We start from the raw sequence: 15,219 nt of genomic DNA, 5'->3' as shown, positions 1-15,219 counted from the left end.
ACGGTTTAGGGGCCATAGGGCAATTAACGGCCCAATTTAGTATGAAAGCCGCTAAAAATTGCACAATACTCGACGATTAAACGCGATACTCCGGTTCGAATGGCTTTTATTGGGACCACGCGCACCGATCGCTGGTAAAACACTGGTTTGCATCTTATTTTGGGGCCGCTATTCCTTTATCCCTGTTTTTACTTTATTACTTCCATGCCCATCCAGCCTGATCCTTTCCAGAATAACCTGCTTTACAGCAGTCTGACCGAATTATTCGGTGATTTTGACGACACGGTTCTATCCACCATCACCCCGCTTCTGGAAGGGATCGAAATTCAGGGTGGTGATTGCCTTTTTCGTCAGGATGACCCCGGTGACTCGCTGTATTTTGTCATGAGCGGCCGGTTGCAGGCACTGGTGACGGAAGGCGGGGGGGAGTTTCGAAAGATCGGTGAAATTATCCGGGGTGAAACCGTCGGCGAAACGGCGCTCATTACCGGTGACCCCCGGAATGCATCGATTTTTGCGCTGCGGGATAGCAGCCTGGTCAGGCTCTCGAAAAAAGCGTTCGAGGAGGTCATCGCTCATCATCCAGCGGTGGCTTTGAACATGGCTAAACGCATTATCTACCGGCTGAAAAATACGCCCCTGCCGGGTAAATCCCACAAAAAGCCGGTCACGATTTGCCTGCTGGCCCTTCATTCGACCATCGATCTTGCGGGTATGGCTCGCAACCTGAACGAGCTTTTGCGCAGCAAAGGTAGCGTCTATCTGATGTCGGGCGACCGGATGAACGAGTTCTCCGATCAGGCCAATGAACGCCCGGATCGGGAAGCTGATCCGGCGCCTTTTCGTACGTTGTCCCGGTGGCTGGACCACCTGGAGTCGCAGTATGAATTTCTGCTGCTGGTAGCAGATCCGCCGGAACCCACCGGTTTGCTGACGGAATGGTCACAATTTTGCCTCCACCAGGCCGATGACATCGTGCAGTTTGCCGATGCGCAGCAGGCGTCCGATCTGACACCTCCAGAGATTCAACTGCATCATAAAGGGCTGATTACCGGACAGGTGGAAACCCTGGTGCTGGTGCATCAGGCCGATACCCTGATTCCCCGGCAAACGGCTGGCTGGCTGAGCAAACGCCCCCGGATTCGGGCTCATTATCACATCCGGGCTGGCTCCGACCGGGATCTGGCCCGGCTTAGCCGGATTTTAAGCAATACCGCCATCGGTCTGGTGCTGGCCGGGGGTGGTGCCCGAGGATTTGCGCACGTCGGCGTTCTGAAAGCACTTCAAGAACATGGTATTCCCGTCGATTTTGTGGGAGGAACCAGCGTCGGCGGCTTGATCGCCAGTGCGGTTTCGTTCGATCAACCGGCCGAAATCGTTCGGAAACACGCACGGAAAGGCGCTTTTTTCAACCCAACCAAAGATTACAACTGGTTGCCGATGATTTCGCTCATCCGCGGGCAGCGGATGGAACGGATGATCCGGGATACCGTTACGGAATTCCTGAACGACCACGAACCGGATCTGGAAGATAGCTGGTTGACCCTGTTTGTTGTTTCCAGTAATTACACGCAGGCGCGTGCGGAGGTACACACCCGTGGTTCGCTGGTCAAATACCTGAAAGCCACAACGGCCATTCCGGGCGTGTTTCCGCCCGTCATCGACGGTGATGATTTTCTGATCGATGGCGGAACATTCAACAATTTTCCGGCCGATGTGATGCGGCAAATGCCCGTTGGCCGAATCATTGGCATCGACCTGGTCGTTGAAAAATCGCGGAAACTGACCATCTCCAGCATACCCGGCCCCGCTAAATTGCTTCGTGACCGGTTTAGACCCAAAAAACTGCGGAAATTCCGCCTGCCTTCCCTGGCATCGATTATCCTCAATTCGACCTTGCTGTATAGCTCGTCGCAACGCAGCCAGATCCGGCAATATGTCGATCTGTATTTCAACCCCGATGTAAGCCGCTTTGGTCTGATGGAGTGGTCGGCTTTCGATAAAATTGTCCAGAAAGGCTACGAACATGCCATGATCGTCCTGAAAAGCAGGAGTGCCGACGAGCAGGCCATGTTTCGGGGAGAACCTTCCGAAGAGCGGTAACAACCCGGCGCGTCGCCCGCGGTTTTGCCGGTCGGCCTCACTTCGGGTCTTAAATTTCGTTAAAAAAGGAAACCGGGTACGATCGTTCGGTTGCGATTCGTTGACTACTGCAAAGAGTGTCTCACTCCATACAACCACCGATCGGTTGCCGGATAATCCGTTTCAGGGTCAAGGCAAACCGTAAACTTTACACTTGAAAGCATCATGAATTTCAAAGCATCCCTGCTCGCCGTTTTGATTGGTGGGTTCATTATCGCATCAACCCCGTTGATGGCCCAGTCGAATTCTGGTACTCCCACTCAGAAAGAAACCGCCAAACTCGAAGCGGCCAATACAATCGTAACGGAATTTAGCCAGATGAAGGAAGCCATACCCCGGCAACTCCTGGACCTTTCGGAAGGAATTGTCATTATTCCCAAACTGATCAATGCCGGTTTTGTGGTGGGCGGGAAAAGAGGCAAAGGCATTGCACTGGTAAAAAATAAGCAGGGCGACTGGAGTGATCCGGTTTTTGTAACCTTAACGGGCGGAAGTTTTGGCTTTCAGATCGGCGTTCAGGCGGTGGATTTAGTGCTGGTTTTTAAAAGCAGCAAGACGTTGCTCGACATGAGCAGCGGGAGTTTCACACTTGGCGGTGATTTGTCAGTGGCAGCCGGGCCGATGGGGAGAAGTTCAACCGCCAGCACGGATACTAAACTGGAAGCCGAGGTGTATTCGTATTCACGCAGCAAAGGGCTGTTTGCGGGCATCACCCTCAACGGGGCGGCCCTGTCGGTGGATACGGACGCCAATACCGCCTTTTATGAGGAGTTTAAAAACGCCAACACCTTGTTTAACAGCTTCGATAATACGTCCAGAGAAGTGCAGGATTTGAAAAGTACCCTGAAAAGTCTGAAGTAAAAAAACGGTCGGCATACCTGCCAAGGGACGCACGCCCGGCGCGTTCGCTCTTAGTAGGTATGCACGATTCCCTGTTTCAGGGCATTCTCATAGGCGTCCTTCTCAAATTGATACAGATACGGAGACCGGTGAGGACCAATGGCCCGCTGTTCCGCCAGTTTTTTGATCAGCCCCAGGCTCACGAGCTTTTTTGCAAAATTCCGCTGGTCCAGTTCCTTTCCCAAAATCGTCTCATACAGCGAGTGAATTTCCGACAGTGTGAATTTTTCGGGCAACAGATTGAGTCCGATCGGCTGGTGATAAATCTGGAGCCGGAGGGTTGCCAGTGCCTTATCCACCACCTCGTTCTGGTCGAATAAAAGCGGAGGAATGTCACTGATATCCCACCACCGGTAATCTGTCGTGAAAAAATCCGTCCGGACGCTTACCTTCGAGTAGTCCACCAAAGCAAAATAACCAATCGATAACGTTCGTTCGAACAGCCAGTTATCTTTCTCGACAACAAGCCCGTATTTTTCGGTAAACTCACGGGCGCTTCGCTCCTGAAGCCGGTAGGGCGAATCCCCAAAAACGTGGAACTGTTGCAGGAATAAGTCTTCCAGACCCGTTCGCTCCTGCAAGATGCGGTGGGCGGCCTGGCTCAGCGGTTCCCGCCGACGTATAAAACCGCCCGGCAGTCCCCAGCCATCCAGTCCGATCCATTTGTGGAGTAAAATTTTGAGTTGCTGATCGTGGTAGCCAAAGATGACCGGGTCGATGCTGAGGTGGGGCAGATACTGCTGATGGCCGTTTTTAACAAAGTCGTTTACTTCTTCTTCCGAGTTCATACGCCAAAGGTAAAAAAAAATATTCCGTAAAATTTACGGAATACAAAAAAGCATTCTACCTTTATTCCGTAAAATTTACGCTTTAGAGATTAGTTCAATTTTATACGGTAATCAGTCCATTCAAAAGCGATGAAAAAACGTATTACTTATTCCCTCCGTTGGCTGGCCGGGGTTGTGCTGGTGAGCTTTTTAGCCACCGGACTCTGGTCGTATGGGTTTGTTAAAGATCCACCCCGCATTCTGGTATTCAGTAAAACGCTGGCCTTTCGTCACGCTTCCATCGGGGCCGGTCAGAAAGCCCTGTTTCAATTGGGGAAAGAACAGGGATTTGTTGTCGATACGACGGAAGACGCGGGCCGCTTCAACGAAGAAAATCTGAAACGTTACCAAGCGGTCGTCTTTTTGAGCACCACCGGCGACGTGCTGAATGCCCAGCAGCAGAACGCCTTTGAACGCTACATCCAGTCGGGAGGAGGCTACATGGGCATTCACTCGGCAACGGATACCGAATACGACTGGCCCTGGTACAATCAACTGGCCGGGGCCTGGTTTGCCAACCACCCCATGCCCAACAACATCCAGAAGGGAACCTTTGTGGTAGTGGACAAAAACCATCCATCCACCCGGTTTCTGCCGGAACGTTGGGAACGGGAAGATGAATTTTACTCCTTCAAAAACATCAGTCCGGCGCTACATGTCCTGATGACGATTGATGAAAAAACCTATCAGGGCGGCACCAACGGCGACAACCATCCGATGGCCTGGTATCAGGAATTTGACGGCGGACGTTCGTTCTACACGGCGGGTGGCCACACCGACGCCAGCTTTTCGGAACCGCTGTTTCTGAAGCACCTGGGGGCCGGGTTGCACTACGCGATGGGGGGCGACTCGCCCAAACCGCTGGACTACACCAAAGCAAAAACGAAACGACTGCCCGAAGAAAACCGGTTTTCAAAAGTGGTGTTGGGCGAGAAACTCGATGAACCGATGGAACTGACCGTGCTGCCGGATAACCGCGTGGTGTTTGTGGAACGCCGGGGCAATGTTAAACTCTACAGCCCCTCGACTGGTAAGATTACCCTCATTGCCCATATTCCGGTGAACACCAAAGTCACCGATAAGGAGGGAAAAGTCGGTGAAGACGAAGGCGGTTTGTTGAGTCTGACGAAAGATCCCCATTTTGAGCAAAACCACTGGATTTACCTGTATTATTCGCCCGAAGGAAAAGAAGCCAAAAACAGCCTGGTCCGTTACGAGTTGAAAGGCGACGAACTGGTGATGAGTTCCAAAAAAGTCATCCTCGACGTGGCGACGCAACGCGAAATCAGCGGTCACGCGGGTGGTTCATTGACGTTCGACGCCCACGGAAATTTATACCTGTCGACCGGCGACAACATCAATCCGCAGCAATCCAACGGCTACAGCCCGGCGGATGAACGACCCGGCCGGTCGCCCTTCGATGCGCAGATGACCTCGGCCAACACGAACGATCTGCGCGGTAAAATCCTGCGGATTCATCCGGAAGCCGACGGTTCCTACACCATTCCGGAAGGCAACCTTTTTCCAAAAGGAACCCCTAAAACCCGCCCGGAGATTTACACGATGGGCCACCGGAATCCATTCCGCATCTCGGTAGATCCCAAAACCGGCTTTCTCTACTGGGGCGATATCGGTCCGGATGCGGGACAACCGGGCGAAAAGCGCGGCCCCGCCGGACAGGATGAAATTGGACAGGCGCGGAAAGCCGGGAATTACGGCTGGCCGTATTTTGTGGGCGATAATAAACCGTATTTTCAGTACGATTTTGCCACCGGCCAGTCCGGAGCGCTATACGACTCCGAAAAACCGGTCAACAATTCGGTCAATAACACCGGCTTAAATCAGCTGCCACCGGCGCAGAAAGCCTTCATCTGGTACCCCTACGCCGAATCCAAAGAGTTTCCGCTGATGGGGGCCGGTGGCCGTTCGGCAATGGCCGGGCCGGTTTTTCACCGGGACCAGTTCACCCAGGCGAAGCGACCTTTCCCGGATTATTACGACGGGAAATTAATCATCTACGAATGGATGCGCGGCTGGCTGATGGCGGTGACGCTGGACGCGAACGGAAACTACGCGTCGATGGAGCGGGTGATGCCCAGCTATAAGTTCTCCAATCCGGTGGATATCGAGTTTGGCCCGGAAGGCGATTTGTACATGCTGGAATACGGCAGCGGCTGGTTTACGCAAAACGACGACGCCCGGCTGGTGCGCATCGAGTACAACGGCGGCAACCGCAAACCGCTCGTTCAGGTAGCCACGTCCAAAAAAGGCGGATCGATTCCGTTCAAAGCCCGGCTTTCGTCGGAAGGCACTAGGGATTTTGACAACGATGCCTTGACGTATAGCTGGACGGTCACTTCTCAATCGGGAAACTCCAAACGAACCTTCCCGGTGGCAAACCCGACCGTCAGCTTCGACAAAGCCGGGATTTACAAAGCGACCTTAACGGTAACTGATGCCAAAGGCGGCCGCAGCAGCCGGACGGTGGAAATTATGGCCGGTAATGAAGAACCGGTGTTGACGTTCGAAACCAGAAACAGCAACCAGACCTTTTTCTTTCCGGGACAACCGTTTGCCTACGAAGTAAAAGTCCAGGATAAGGAAGATGGTAGTCTGGCGAGCGGAAAAATCAAACCCGCCGAAGTTGCTGTCAATATCGATTATTTAGCCGAAGGCTACGATCTGGCCGAAATTGCGCAGGGCCACCGCAGCGCCGATGCATCCGCGCAGGTCGTCAAAGGGCTGAAATTGATGGAGAGCAGCGATTGCAAGGCGTGTCACAGTGTCGATAAGAAATCGGTGGGGCCTGCTTATGAGCAAGTTGCTCTGAAATACAAAGGCGAAGCCGGTGCAGCCGAGCGTCTGGCCCAAAAAGTGATCTCCGGCGGCAGTGGTGTCTGGGGCGATGTCGCCATGAGTGCCCACCCCCAACTGGCCCAGGCCGATGTGCAGGAAATGGTGCGCTACATTCTGAGTCTGGCCGAAAAGAAGCAGGCGTCTCCCTCATTGCCGGTCAAGGGAAGTTATACCATGAATCTGCCCGAGGGTGATAAGGGCGAAGGCCGGTATCTGGTTCGGGCTGCGTATCGGGACAAAGGTAGTTCCGGTGTTCCCGCGATTACGGCCGAAAAAACGCTGGTTTTGCGCAGTGCGAAGCTCCCCGCCGGGAAAGCCGACAAGATCGAAGGCGTCATGAAATACGGCACCGTCATCATTGCCTCGGTCAAAAATTCGAGCATTGGGTTCAGTAACCTGGATTTAACCGGTATCGAACAGATCAAATTTACCGCTTCGGCACCGAAATCCCAGTTGAACGCAGCCGGTGGCACGATCGAGGTGCGGCTGGATGACCCAACGGGTAAACTCATCGGCGAAACCGCCTTCATTTCGCCCAGCGAGGGCGGGAGTGTTACCAGCATGCCCCCGCCGGTGGTGGCTAAACTGTCCTCGGCAACGGGATTCCACGATGTGTATCTGGTCTTCAAAAATGACAAAGCCCCCGCCGGGCAGTCGCTGTTCGTGGTGATCGATCTGGAGTTCCAAACGCGCCAGTCTGCGGAATCCAGCGCAAAACCGGCCTCGACGCCGGCGTCTGCGGCATCAGGTCCATCCCAGGATCTGGAAGCGTACGCGGGCAAATACAAGATGTCCGGGCTTCCGTTTGAGTACATCGAAATTACCCCCAAAGCCGGACGGCTGTCCATGAAGGCAGGTGATAAGGAAGGCGAGCTCACGCCCGGCCCGGGAGCCGATGAATTTAAAGGCGGAAATAACACCGTGTTCAAATTCAGCCGTGGTGCCGACCAAAAAGTCACCTCGTTAACCCTTGAGGTTCAGGGCATGTCGTTCAAAGGGGACAAGTAATAATGGGCTGATTAAGGCGGCTCAACCAAACCAACAATTTCACATTCAAACCAATCAAACCATGAAAAAAGGAAGCCTGTTTCTGTTCATTTTTCTCCTGAGCGTTTGCGCCCGGAGCTTTTCTCAAACCACAACACCCCCGGATTTTTTTGCAGGGAAATGGGAAATTACCATTATTGGCACTCCCAATGGTAATTCCACGCTGACGGCGGAACTGGTTCGGAAGGATGGCAAACTGACCGGTCAGCTCATCAATGCAACCGATTCGACGGCGAAAATTCCGATTACCACCCTCGATGAAAAAGGCGACAACCTGTCGATGGCCTTTACCGCTCAGGGCTATGATGTAACGATTGACTTGACGAAGGTGGACGACGACAACCTCAAAGGCACGTTGATGAACAGCTTTGAAGCCAAGGCAAAACGGCTGAAATAAAAACCGGTTTCGTTCGACCGTATTACCCCTGTGAGCAAGGAAGATGATGAACTTCGCCATCTACCTTGCTCACTTATTTTCCTTCTAAGCGGGAGCGTAAGAAATGATAAAAGGGTGACAAGTAATAATAAAGTCATACCGGCTTTTCGCACAAAGAAGCATCCAAAAGGCTCACTTCCAATACCCCAACGACCAATCTCTATGAAAAAAATGACGGTTTTGGCCTGGCTGCTCCCGGCTTTGGCCTTTGCGCAGCCTTCAGCGCTCCAAAAAGGCTTTCAAACTCCGCCCAATACCGCCAAGCCCCGCGTGTGGTGGCACTGGATGAATGGCAACATCACCAAAGAAGGCATCACCAAAGACCTGGAATGGATGAGCCGCGTCGGCATCGGCGGTTTTCAAAACTTCGACGCCAGCCTGTTTACGCCCGCCGTGACGCCTAAAAAGCTGGTGTTCATGACCCCCGAATGGAAGGACGCCTTCAAACACACTACCGATCTGGCCCAAAAACTCCAGCTCGAAATGGCCATTGCCGGATCGCCGGGCTGGAGCGTAACGGGTGGTCCGTGGGTGCCTGCCAGCGATGGCATGAAAAAGTACGTCTGGACCGAAACCCGCGTTCCGGGTGGTCAGCCGAACGCGGCCCGACCGTTTTCGGGGAAACTTCCCCAGCCGCCGAACACCACCGGCAATTTCCAGAACGTACCGCTCGGTGCCGCCATGCTCGGCGGTTCAGCGGGGAAACCGCAAAACTACTACGCCGATGCTGCGGTTATCGCCTATCGACTGCCGACGGCTGAGAAATTGTTGGCTTCGCTCAATCCGAAAATCACGTCGAGTGGCGGAACGTTCAGCCTCGCCGACCTGACCGATGGTGATCTGGCAAAAACCACCCTGCTGCCGCCGATGGAAGTGGGTCAGGACATGTGGATTCAGTACGCGTTCGACAGCCCGCAGACGGTCAAGGCGTTTACGATTGTGGGCGCCACCAGCGGGGGGGCATTGGCCGAATTCAGAGGAGCACCCGACAACCGGACGCTGAAAGTGAGCGACGACGGCGTTACTTTCCGGGATGTGGTGGTGATCCGGGGCAGTACGGTTCCCCAGAACACGATGAGCATTTTGCCCACAACCGCCAGATTCTTCCGGGTTACGTTTAAAACCCTGGAACCACAGGGCAATCCGTTTGCGGCCATGATGGGCGGAAGTGCGGCTCCGGGCAAACCGGAAGGTGTGCCGGTGGCGGAACTGGTGCTGCACAATACCGACCGCGTGGACCTGTTTGAAGAAAAAGCCGGTTTTAATCCGTGGAAAGAAAGTACGCACTCGCTCATAAAAACCGATGCCGACGCCATTCCGACCCAGGATGTGGTGGATCTGACCGCCAAAATGAGTGCCGACGGAACGCTGAACTGGACACCGCCGGCCGGTGGTGACTGGGTGGTCATGCGGCTGGGCTACTCGCTGACGGGCCGCAACAACCACCCCGCTTCGCCCGAAGCCACCGGACTGGAAGTGGACAAGCTCGACAACGTGGCTGTCCGGAAATACATCGATACCTATCTGGACATGTACAAGGAGGCCACCGGGGGCCAGATGGGCGCGCAGGGGCTGCAATACATGGTGCTGGACAGCTACGAAGCGGGCCACATGACCTGGACGAAAGCCATGCCGGAGGAGTTTAAGAAACGACGCGGCTACGACATCAAACCCTGGCTTCCGGTGCTGACGGGCCGGGTCGTCAATAGTGCCGAAGCCAGCGAGAAATTTCTGTGGGATTTCCGGAAAACCATCGGTGAGCTGATTGTTGAAAACCACTACGAAGTCATTGGCGATGCGTTGAAAGCCCGGGGGATGAAACGCTATACGGAATCGCACGAAGGCGGGCGGATTTATTTAGCCGACGGCATGGACGTGAAACGCAAGGCCGATGTGCCGATGTCGGCCATGTGGACGCCGGGCAGTCTGGCCGGTGGTGCCGATGAAGAAGTGCGCAGCGAAGCCGACATTCGGGAAGCGGCTTCGGTGGCGCACATTTATGGTCAAAACCTGGTAGCCGCCGAGTCGATGACCTCCGTTGGCAATGCGTTTAGCTGGCATCCCGAGAAACTGAAACGCACCGCCGATCTGGAAATGGCGTCGGGCCTGAACCGCTTTGTGGTGCATACGTCGGTGCATCAGCCGCTGGATGATAAAAAACCGGGTATCTCGCTCGGGCCTTTCGGGCAATACTTCACCCGGCAGGAAACCTGGGCCGAACAGGCCAACGTCTGGATGAGCTACCTGGGCCGGAGTTGCTTCCTGCTTCAACAGGGAAAACCGGTCGTGGATGTTTTGTATTATTATGGCGAGAACAACAACATCACCCAGCTCTGCACCCAGAAACTGCCCACCATTCCGGCCGGTTATGCTTTTGATTTTGCCAATGCCACGGTGGTGAAGACGGCGCTGCGGGTGGAAGGTGGAACGATGGTGACGCCAAGCGGTCAGCAATACCGCCTGATGGTGCTGGATTCGTCGGCAAGAACCATGACGTTGCCCGTGTTGAAAAAACTCGGTGAACTGGTTCAAGCCGGTATGCATGTGGCGGGTGTCAAGCCCGAGCGTTCTCCGAGCCTGAGCGACAACCCGGCCGAATTTACCGCACTGGTGAATCAAATCTGGACCCATCCGAATGTCTCGACCAAACCGGTGGATTCGGTGTTAAGCGCGATGAACGTCCCAAAAGACGTGGACATTTCCGGAGCCAAGGCCCGAATTCTCTATGTCCACCGCCAAACCGCTGACATGGACCTCTACTGGCTCGATAACCGCAGCGACAACCCGAACGCGGCCACCGTCAGCTTCCGGGTAACGGGTAAAGTACCGGAGTTGTGGAATCCCGAGACGGGCAAAACCGAGAAAGTGTCGTATCAGATCAAAGACGGACGGACGATTGTACCGCTCCAATTTGAGTCGTGGCAAGCGTATTTCATCGTTTTCCGCGACAAGGCGATGGTAACGTCCTATACCAAACCTGCCGTCACAGAATCGTCCGTTGTCAGTGTGGCGGGTGCCTGGAAAGTGGCTTTTCAGGAGGGGAGGGGCGCACCCGCGCAGGCTACAGTCAACACGCTGGCGTCGTTGACGGAAAATACCGATCCGGGTGTTAAATACTTTTCCGGTACGGCTACCTACGAAAACGCATTCGATGTGCCGAAAGTGACGAAAAACGCGTCGTACATCCTGGATCTGGGCGAGGTGAAGAACATCGCCGAGGTGATTGTCAACGGAAAAACCGTGGGGACAGTCTGGAAAAAACCGTTCCGCATCGACGTCACGCAGGCGCTGAAAACCGGTCGCAATACCGTACAAATCAAGGTCACGAACCTCTGGGTAAACCGCCTGATCGGTGACGCCCAGGGCGGTGTGACCAGCAAGATTACGTTCACGACCATGCCGTTCTACCGGGCCGATTCGCCCCTGTTGCCGTCGGGCCTGCTGGGGCCGGTTCGCGTGCTGGAAGCGACGTCGGATGCTGCAACAGTAAAACGGTAGCCTGCTGATGAATCCAAAACGATTTCGGTAGTTTCCCGAACGGATGGTCTTTACCGGGTAATTTCCAGAAGCGATGAAAAGACCCCTAACTATACTGCTCCTGATGGCGTTCCCGCTGGCGGTTCTGGCGCAGCAGCCAGCCGCTAACCGGCCCACGTTGGTGGCCGGAATTCCCGTCAATTATCAGGAAGACTCCGTAGGTTCGTACGAGCTTCCTGATTTATTGACGGGTGCCGATGGTCAAAAGGTTACGAATGCAAAGGCCTGGACCCGAAAACGGCGACCGGAACTCCTCAAGCTCGTGGAGGAACTCCAGTTTGGAAAAATGCCCCCGCGTCCGAAGGCATTGCGGTTTCACGCAGTTGATCCGGGAACGTCGGTTTTCAATGGCAAGGCGATTCGCAAACAGGTCACCGTGTATTTTACCAGCGACACCGCCGACCACACGATGAATCTGGTGATTTACCTCCCGAGCGCGGCCAAAAAACCGGTGCCTTTGTTGATGAATATTTCTTTTGTGGCTTACAATCAGCTCATCGACGATTCGGGATTATTGGTCGGCAGTATTTGGTCCAGAGAAGGCAAAAAAGTACGGGCCGATAAACCGACTCCCTTCGGCAAACTGAATGTGGAGCCGTTTCTGGAGGCCGGAATGGGTTTTGCCACCGTCTATTACGGCGATATCGAGCCGGATTTTAAGGAGGGGATTCAGTACGGTATTCGAAAAACGTATTTGAAACCGAACCAAACCGGACCGGCGGCCAATGAGTGGGGAGCGATTTCGGCCTGGGCCTGGGGCCTTAGCCGGGCGATGGATTACTTTGAAACGGATCAACAGATTGATGCGACCCGCATTGCCCTTCAGGGTGCTTCCCGTTTGGGGAAGGCGGTTCTCTGGGCGGGTGTCCATGATACCCGGTTTAAGGTGGTGGTCGCCAGCATTTCGGGCGAAGGAGGGGCGGCTTTGAGCCGACGCAATTTCGGAGAAACCATCGGACATATTACCGATCCCTCGCGGTATCTCTACCAGTTTGCCGCCAACTACCATACCTACTCTGACAAGGTGAACAGCTTGCCGATTGATGGGCACGTGCTGGTCGCCCTGATGGCTCCCCGGCCTTTACTCCTCCAGACCGGCAGCACGGATTACTGGTCGGACCCGAACGGGGAGTTCCTGTCGGCAGTGGCCGCAGCCCCGGTGTATAAACTTTTCGGAAAAACCACTCCGGAAACCACCGTCCTGCCCCCGGCGGAGGATACGTCTTTGCTGATGAATCACCTGGGGTATTTTATGCACGAGGGAGGCCATGCGGTTCTGCCCACGGATTGGCCGCGCATCATTTCTTACCTGAAAAAATACCTTTGACCTGGCGGACCATTTTCAAACCAACCCTCATTCGCCGATCACAAGACAGTCGTTCGTTCGCCAAGATACAGCTTTTCGGCAATTTGTCGGGCACTGGTTCCGTTGGCAATGCGTTGGATGACCCCGATTTTTTGCCCGGTCAAAACGGGGCCATTTTTTGGCATGAACGGACGCTACCGGTTTCGTTCTTTTTGGAAAGATTGCCTGCCCCTAAAAACAACTACAAATCACGGGGTACTTATGGCGTGGCATTTAAAAGAAACCCCGCTTATTCGATTAAGTGATTACCAGTTGAATTATTCTTGAAAAAATAAGTGTTAAATTGACAATATACTTGGCTTAAAGAGAATTTTTTATTGGAATAGTACGGTTTTAATGCCTACTTTAGCTATTGGTTAGAAAGCATTCCGTCTCGTTCATCGAAAATAGCCAACAGGTCAGTTCATGCGGATTCGAAAACTACCCATCCGGTTGGGTCAAGACGCTGAAAAGGAGATCACCCTGCGGTTGAAAGCGGGTGACGAAAATGCTTTTGAGGAAATTTTCTATCGCTACTACAAACACCTGCTCGCGATTGGAATCAAGTTTTTGAAGAATCCTGACCTGGCCGAAGATGCCGTTCAGGACATCTTTCTCAAACTCTGGGACCACCGCGACGCCCTGAACGAGACGTATTCCATTAAGAATTTTCTGTCGGTTTCCATGAAGAACCACGTCCTGAACGTGATTCGCAACCACCACCAGTCGATCTGGGAATACCTGTCGGTCGAAATGGAAGAACTCAACGGAGAAGATACTACCAGCGACGCGTTTCAGTTGCAGGAGTATGGCGCCATTCTGGAGCAGGGGATGCAGAAATTGCCGCCCCAACGGGAAAAAGTGTTCCGGTTGCGGGTGTTCAATGGCCTGGACAATGAACAGGTTGCCAGACAATTATCCATCTCGGTCAATACCGTCAAATCGCAGTTTTCACAGGCAACCCGGTTTTTAAAAGACTACCTCAGCAAACACGCCGACCTCGAAGGAATCCTGCCCCTGTTGCTCTTCTTTTTATTCCATTAATATTTTTTCTCCGATCAGTAATACTTTCGGCCCGCCCATGTGTATCTAATTAGGAATGAATAGAACATTTCCTAATCTCTATTAATGGATACACAACTTCTACAGAAGTATGTACGGAATGAGTGTACTCCGGAAGAAGCCCGGGCCGTCCTGGTGCATCTGGCGACGGTTAACGGACAACGCCAGTTGCAGCAATTGCTCGATGCTGACCTGACCGAACCGACTGCGCTCCCGCTCAATGCGGCAGAACGACTGGACGCCCAGCGATTGTTTAGCCGCATCCAGTCGACGAAGCGAAACACGGCCGGTTCCCGGACCGAATTGCCCTTTCGACCACTGAAACCGCGCTGGACCTGGATGGCTGCGGCTGCCATCGGCGTGCTTCTGCTGGCCACAGGTTCGCTTTTCTTCTACCGGAAAACCGCCACCCCCCAACTGCTTTCCCTGCACACCGACTTCGGCCAGACCCGCCGGGTGGTGCTGCCCGATCAGTCGGTCGTGACGATGAACGGAAACTCCTCCATCCGGTATGCTGAACACTGGCAAGCCGACCGACCCCGCGAAGTCTGGGTGGAAGGGGAAGCTTTCTTTGAAGTCGTTCACACCCAAAATCACCAGCGGTTTCAGGTGCATCTGCCCAGCCAGATGAATGTCGAAGTGCTGGGCACGCGCTTCAATGTCTACACCCGCAAAACCCAGACGAAGGTGGTGCTGAACGAAGGCCGTATCGAAATGCGGGTATCGGATACGCCCGGCAATCACCTGGAAATGAAGCCCGGTGAGATGTTCTACGCAGACACGCAAACAAAAGACTTTTATAAAAAGCCCGTCAATGCAGTGGCTCAGTCATCCTGGCGCACGAGCAAGCTGATTTTTGACGGAACGACCCTGGCTGAAATTGCGCAGCTTCTGAAAGACACCTACGGTCTGGAGGTCGAAATCCGGGACCGGGACTTGCTGCAGCAGAAGTTTTCCGGCACCATTCCGGGCCAAAATGCCGACACGATTCTGAAAGGGCTTTCCGGCCTCTTTGACTTAAAAATTACCCGAAAATCCAACTACATTCTAATTGAATAACCTATATA

General features: G+C 53.8%; 10 protein-coding genes. 8 read left to right on the top strand and 2 right to left on the bottom strand.

Translation table 11 applies throughout. The features are described from left to right. The first annotated feature begins 204 nt into the window (after nucleotides 1-204). Entirely contained in the window at nucleotides 205-2,103 is a 1,899-nt protein-coding gene (locus tag F0P93_RS25795; protein ID WP_150880617.1) for a cyclic nucleotide-binding and patatin-like phospholipase domain-containing protein, read from the top strand. A gap of 204 nt (nucleotides 2,104-2,307) precedes the next feature. Continuing rightward, on the top strand, nucleotides 2,308-3,003 hold the full coding sequence (locus F0P93_RS25790) for a lipid-binding SYLF domain-containing protein (protein WP_150880616.1): 696 nt from the start codon (nucleotides 2,308-2,310) through the stop codon (nucleotides 3,001-3,003). A gap of 50 nt (nucleotides 3,004-3,053) precedes the next feature. Here the strand turns inward: F0P93_RS25790 and F0P93_RS25785 are convergent, their stop codons facing one another. Beyond that, nucleotides 3,054-3,830: an NUDIX hydrolase gene (locus F0P93_RS25785; RefSeq protein WP_150880615.1), complete on the bottom strand. Its 777-nt coding sequence runs from the start codon at nucleotides 3,828-3,830 to the stop codon at nucleotides 3,054-3,056. Between the two features lie 129 nt (nucleotides 3,831-3,959). On the opposite strand from F0P93_RS25785, the gene F0P93_RS25780 reads away from it, so the two are divergent. From F0P93_RS25780 to F0P93_RS25765, 4 genes are all read left to right on the top strand, one after another. Beyond that, nucleotides 3,960-7,733 (top strand): ThuA domain-containing protein, encoded by a 3,774-nt coding sequence (locus F0P93_RS25780; protein ID WP_150880614.1) that lies wholly within the window; start codon nucleotides 3,960-3,962, stop codon nucleotides 7,731-7,733. 61 nt (nucleotides 7,734-7,794) lie between these two features. After that, nucleotides 7,795-8,169 carry a hypothetical protein gene (locus tag F0P93_RS25775; RefSeq protein ID WP_150880613.1) on the top strand — a complete coding sequence of 125 codons (375 nt, stop codon included), beginning with the start codon at nucleotides 7,795-7,797 and terminating at the stop codon, nucleotides 8,167-8,169. A gap of 201 nt (nucleotides 8,170-8,370) precedes the next feature. Continuing rightward, nucleotides 8,371-11,706: a glycosyl hydrolase gene (locus F0P93_RS25770; protein ID WP_150880612.1), complete on the top strand. Its 3,336-nt coding sequence runs from the start codon at nucleotides 8,371-8,373 to the stop codon at nucleotides 11,704-11,706. Nucleotides 11,707-11,779: 73 nt separating this feature from the next. Beyond that, nucleotides 11,780-13,072 (top strand): alpha/beta hydrolase family protein, encoded by a 1,293-nt coding sequence (locus F0P93_RS25765; RefSeq protein ID WP_150880611.1) that lies wholly within the window; start codon nucleotides 11,780-11,782, stop codon nucleotides 13,070-13,072. A 38-nt stretch (nucleotides 13,073-13,110) separates the two neighbouring features. Here the strand turns inward: F0P93_RS25765 and F0P93_RS25760 are convergent, their stop codons facing one another. Then, on the bottom strand, nucleotides 13,111-13,236 hold the full coding sequence (locus F0P93_RS25760; protein ID WP_150880610.1) for a helix-turn-helix domain-containing protein: 126 nt from the start codon (nucleotides 13,234-13,236) through the stop codon (nucleotides 13,111-13,113). A gap of 280 nt (nucleotides 13,237-13,516) precedes the next feature. Here F0P93_RS25760 and F0P93_RS25755 point away from each other — a divergent pair, with 280 nt between their 5' ends. Continuing rightward, nucleotides 13,517-14,134 carry an RNA polymerase sigma-70 factor gene (locus F0P93_RS25755; protein ID WP_150880609.1) on the top strand — a complete coding sequence of 206 codons (618 nt, stop codon included), beginning with the start codon at nucleotides 13,517-13,519 and terminating at the stop codon, nucleotides 14,132-14,134. Between the two features lie 84 nt (nucleotides 14,135-14,218). Further along, nucleotides 14,219-15,211: a FecR domain-containing protein gene (locus tag F0P93_RS25750; protein ID WP_150880608.1), complete on the top strand. Its 993-nt coding sequence runs from the start codon at nucleotides 14,219-14,221 to the stop codon at nucleotides 15,209-15,211. Nucleotides 15,212-15,219 lie beyond the last annotated feature (8 nt).

The sequence above is a fragment of the Larkinella humicola genome (assembly GCF_008727875.1).
Lineage (GTDB): Bacteria > Bacteroidota > Bacteroidia > Cytophagales > Spirosomataceae > Larkinella > Larkinella humicola.
This window is presented reverse-complemented; position numbering and strand designations above follow the sequence as displayed.

Bases quoted from the DNA above. Each gene is read 5' to 3' on its own strand.
- F0P93_RS25795 (WP_150880617.1), top strand. From the start codon at position 205: ATGCCCATCCAGCCTGATCCTTTCCAGAATAACCTGCTTTACAGCAGT.
- F0P93_RS25770 (WP_150880612.1), top strand. From the start codon at position 8,371: ATGAAAAAAATGACGGTTTTGGCCTGGCTGCTCCCGGCTTTGGCCTTT.
- F0P93_RS25750 (WP_150880608.1), top strand. From the start codon at position 14,219: ATGGATACACAACTTCTACAGAAGTATGTACGGAATGAGTGTACTCCG.
- F0P93_RS25775 (WP_150880613.1), top strand. From the start codon at position 7,795: ATGAAAAAAGGAAGCCTGTTTCTGTTCATTTTTCTCCTGAGCGTTTGC.
- F0P93_RS25755 (WP_150880609.1), top strand. From the start codon at position 13,517: ATGCGGATTCGAAAACTACCCATCCGGTTGGGTCAAGACGCTGAAAAG.
- F0P93_RS25785 (WP_150880615.1), bottom strand. From the start codon at position 3,830: ATGAACTCGGAAGAAGAAGTAAACGACTTTGTTAAAAACGGCCATCAG.
- F0P93_RS25765 (WP_150880611.1), top strand. From the start codon at position 11,780: ATGAAAAGACCCCTAACTATACTGCTCCTGATGGCGTTCCCGCTGGCG.
- F0P93_RS25760 (WP_150880610.1), bottom strand. From the start codon at position 13,236: ATGCCAAAAAATGGCCCCGTTTTGACCGGGCAAAAAATCGGGGTCATC.
- F0P93_RS25790 (WP_150880616.1), top strand. From the start codon at position 2,308: ATGAATTTCAAAGCATCCCTGCTCGCCGTTTTGATTGGTGGGTTCATT.
- F0P93_RS25780 (WP_150880614.1), top strand. From the start codon at position 3,960: ATGAAAAAACGTATTACTTATTCCCTCCGTTGGCTGGCCGGGGTTGTG.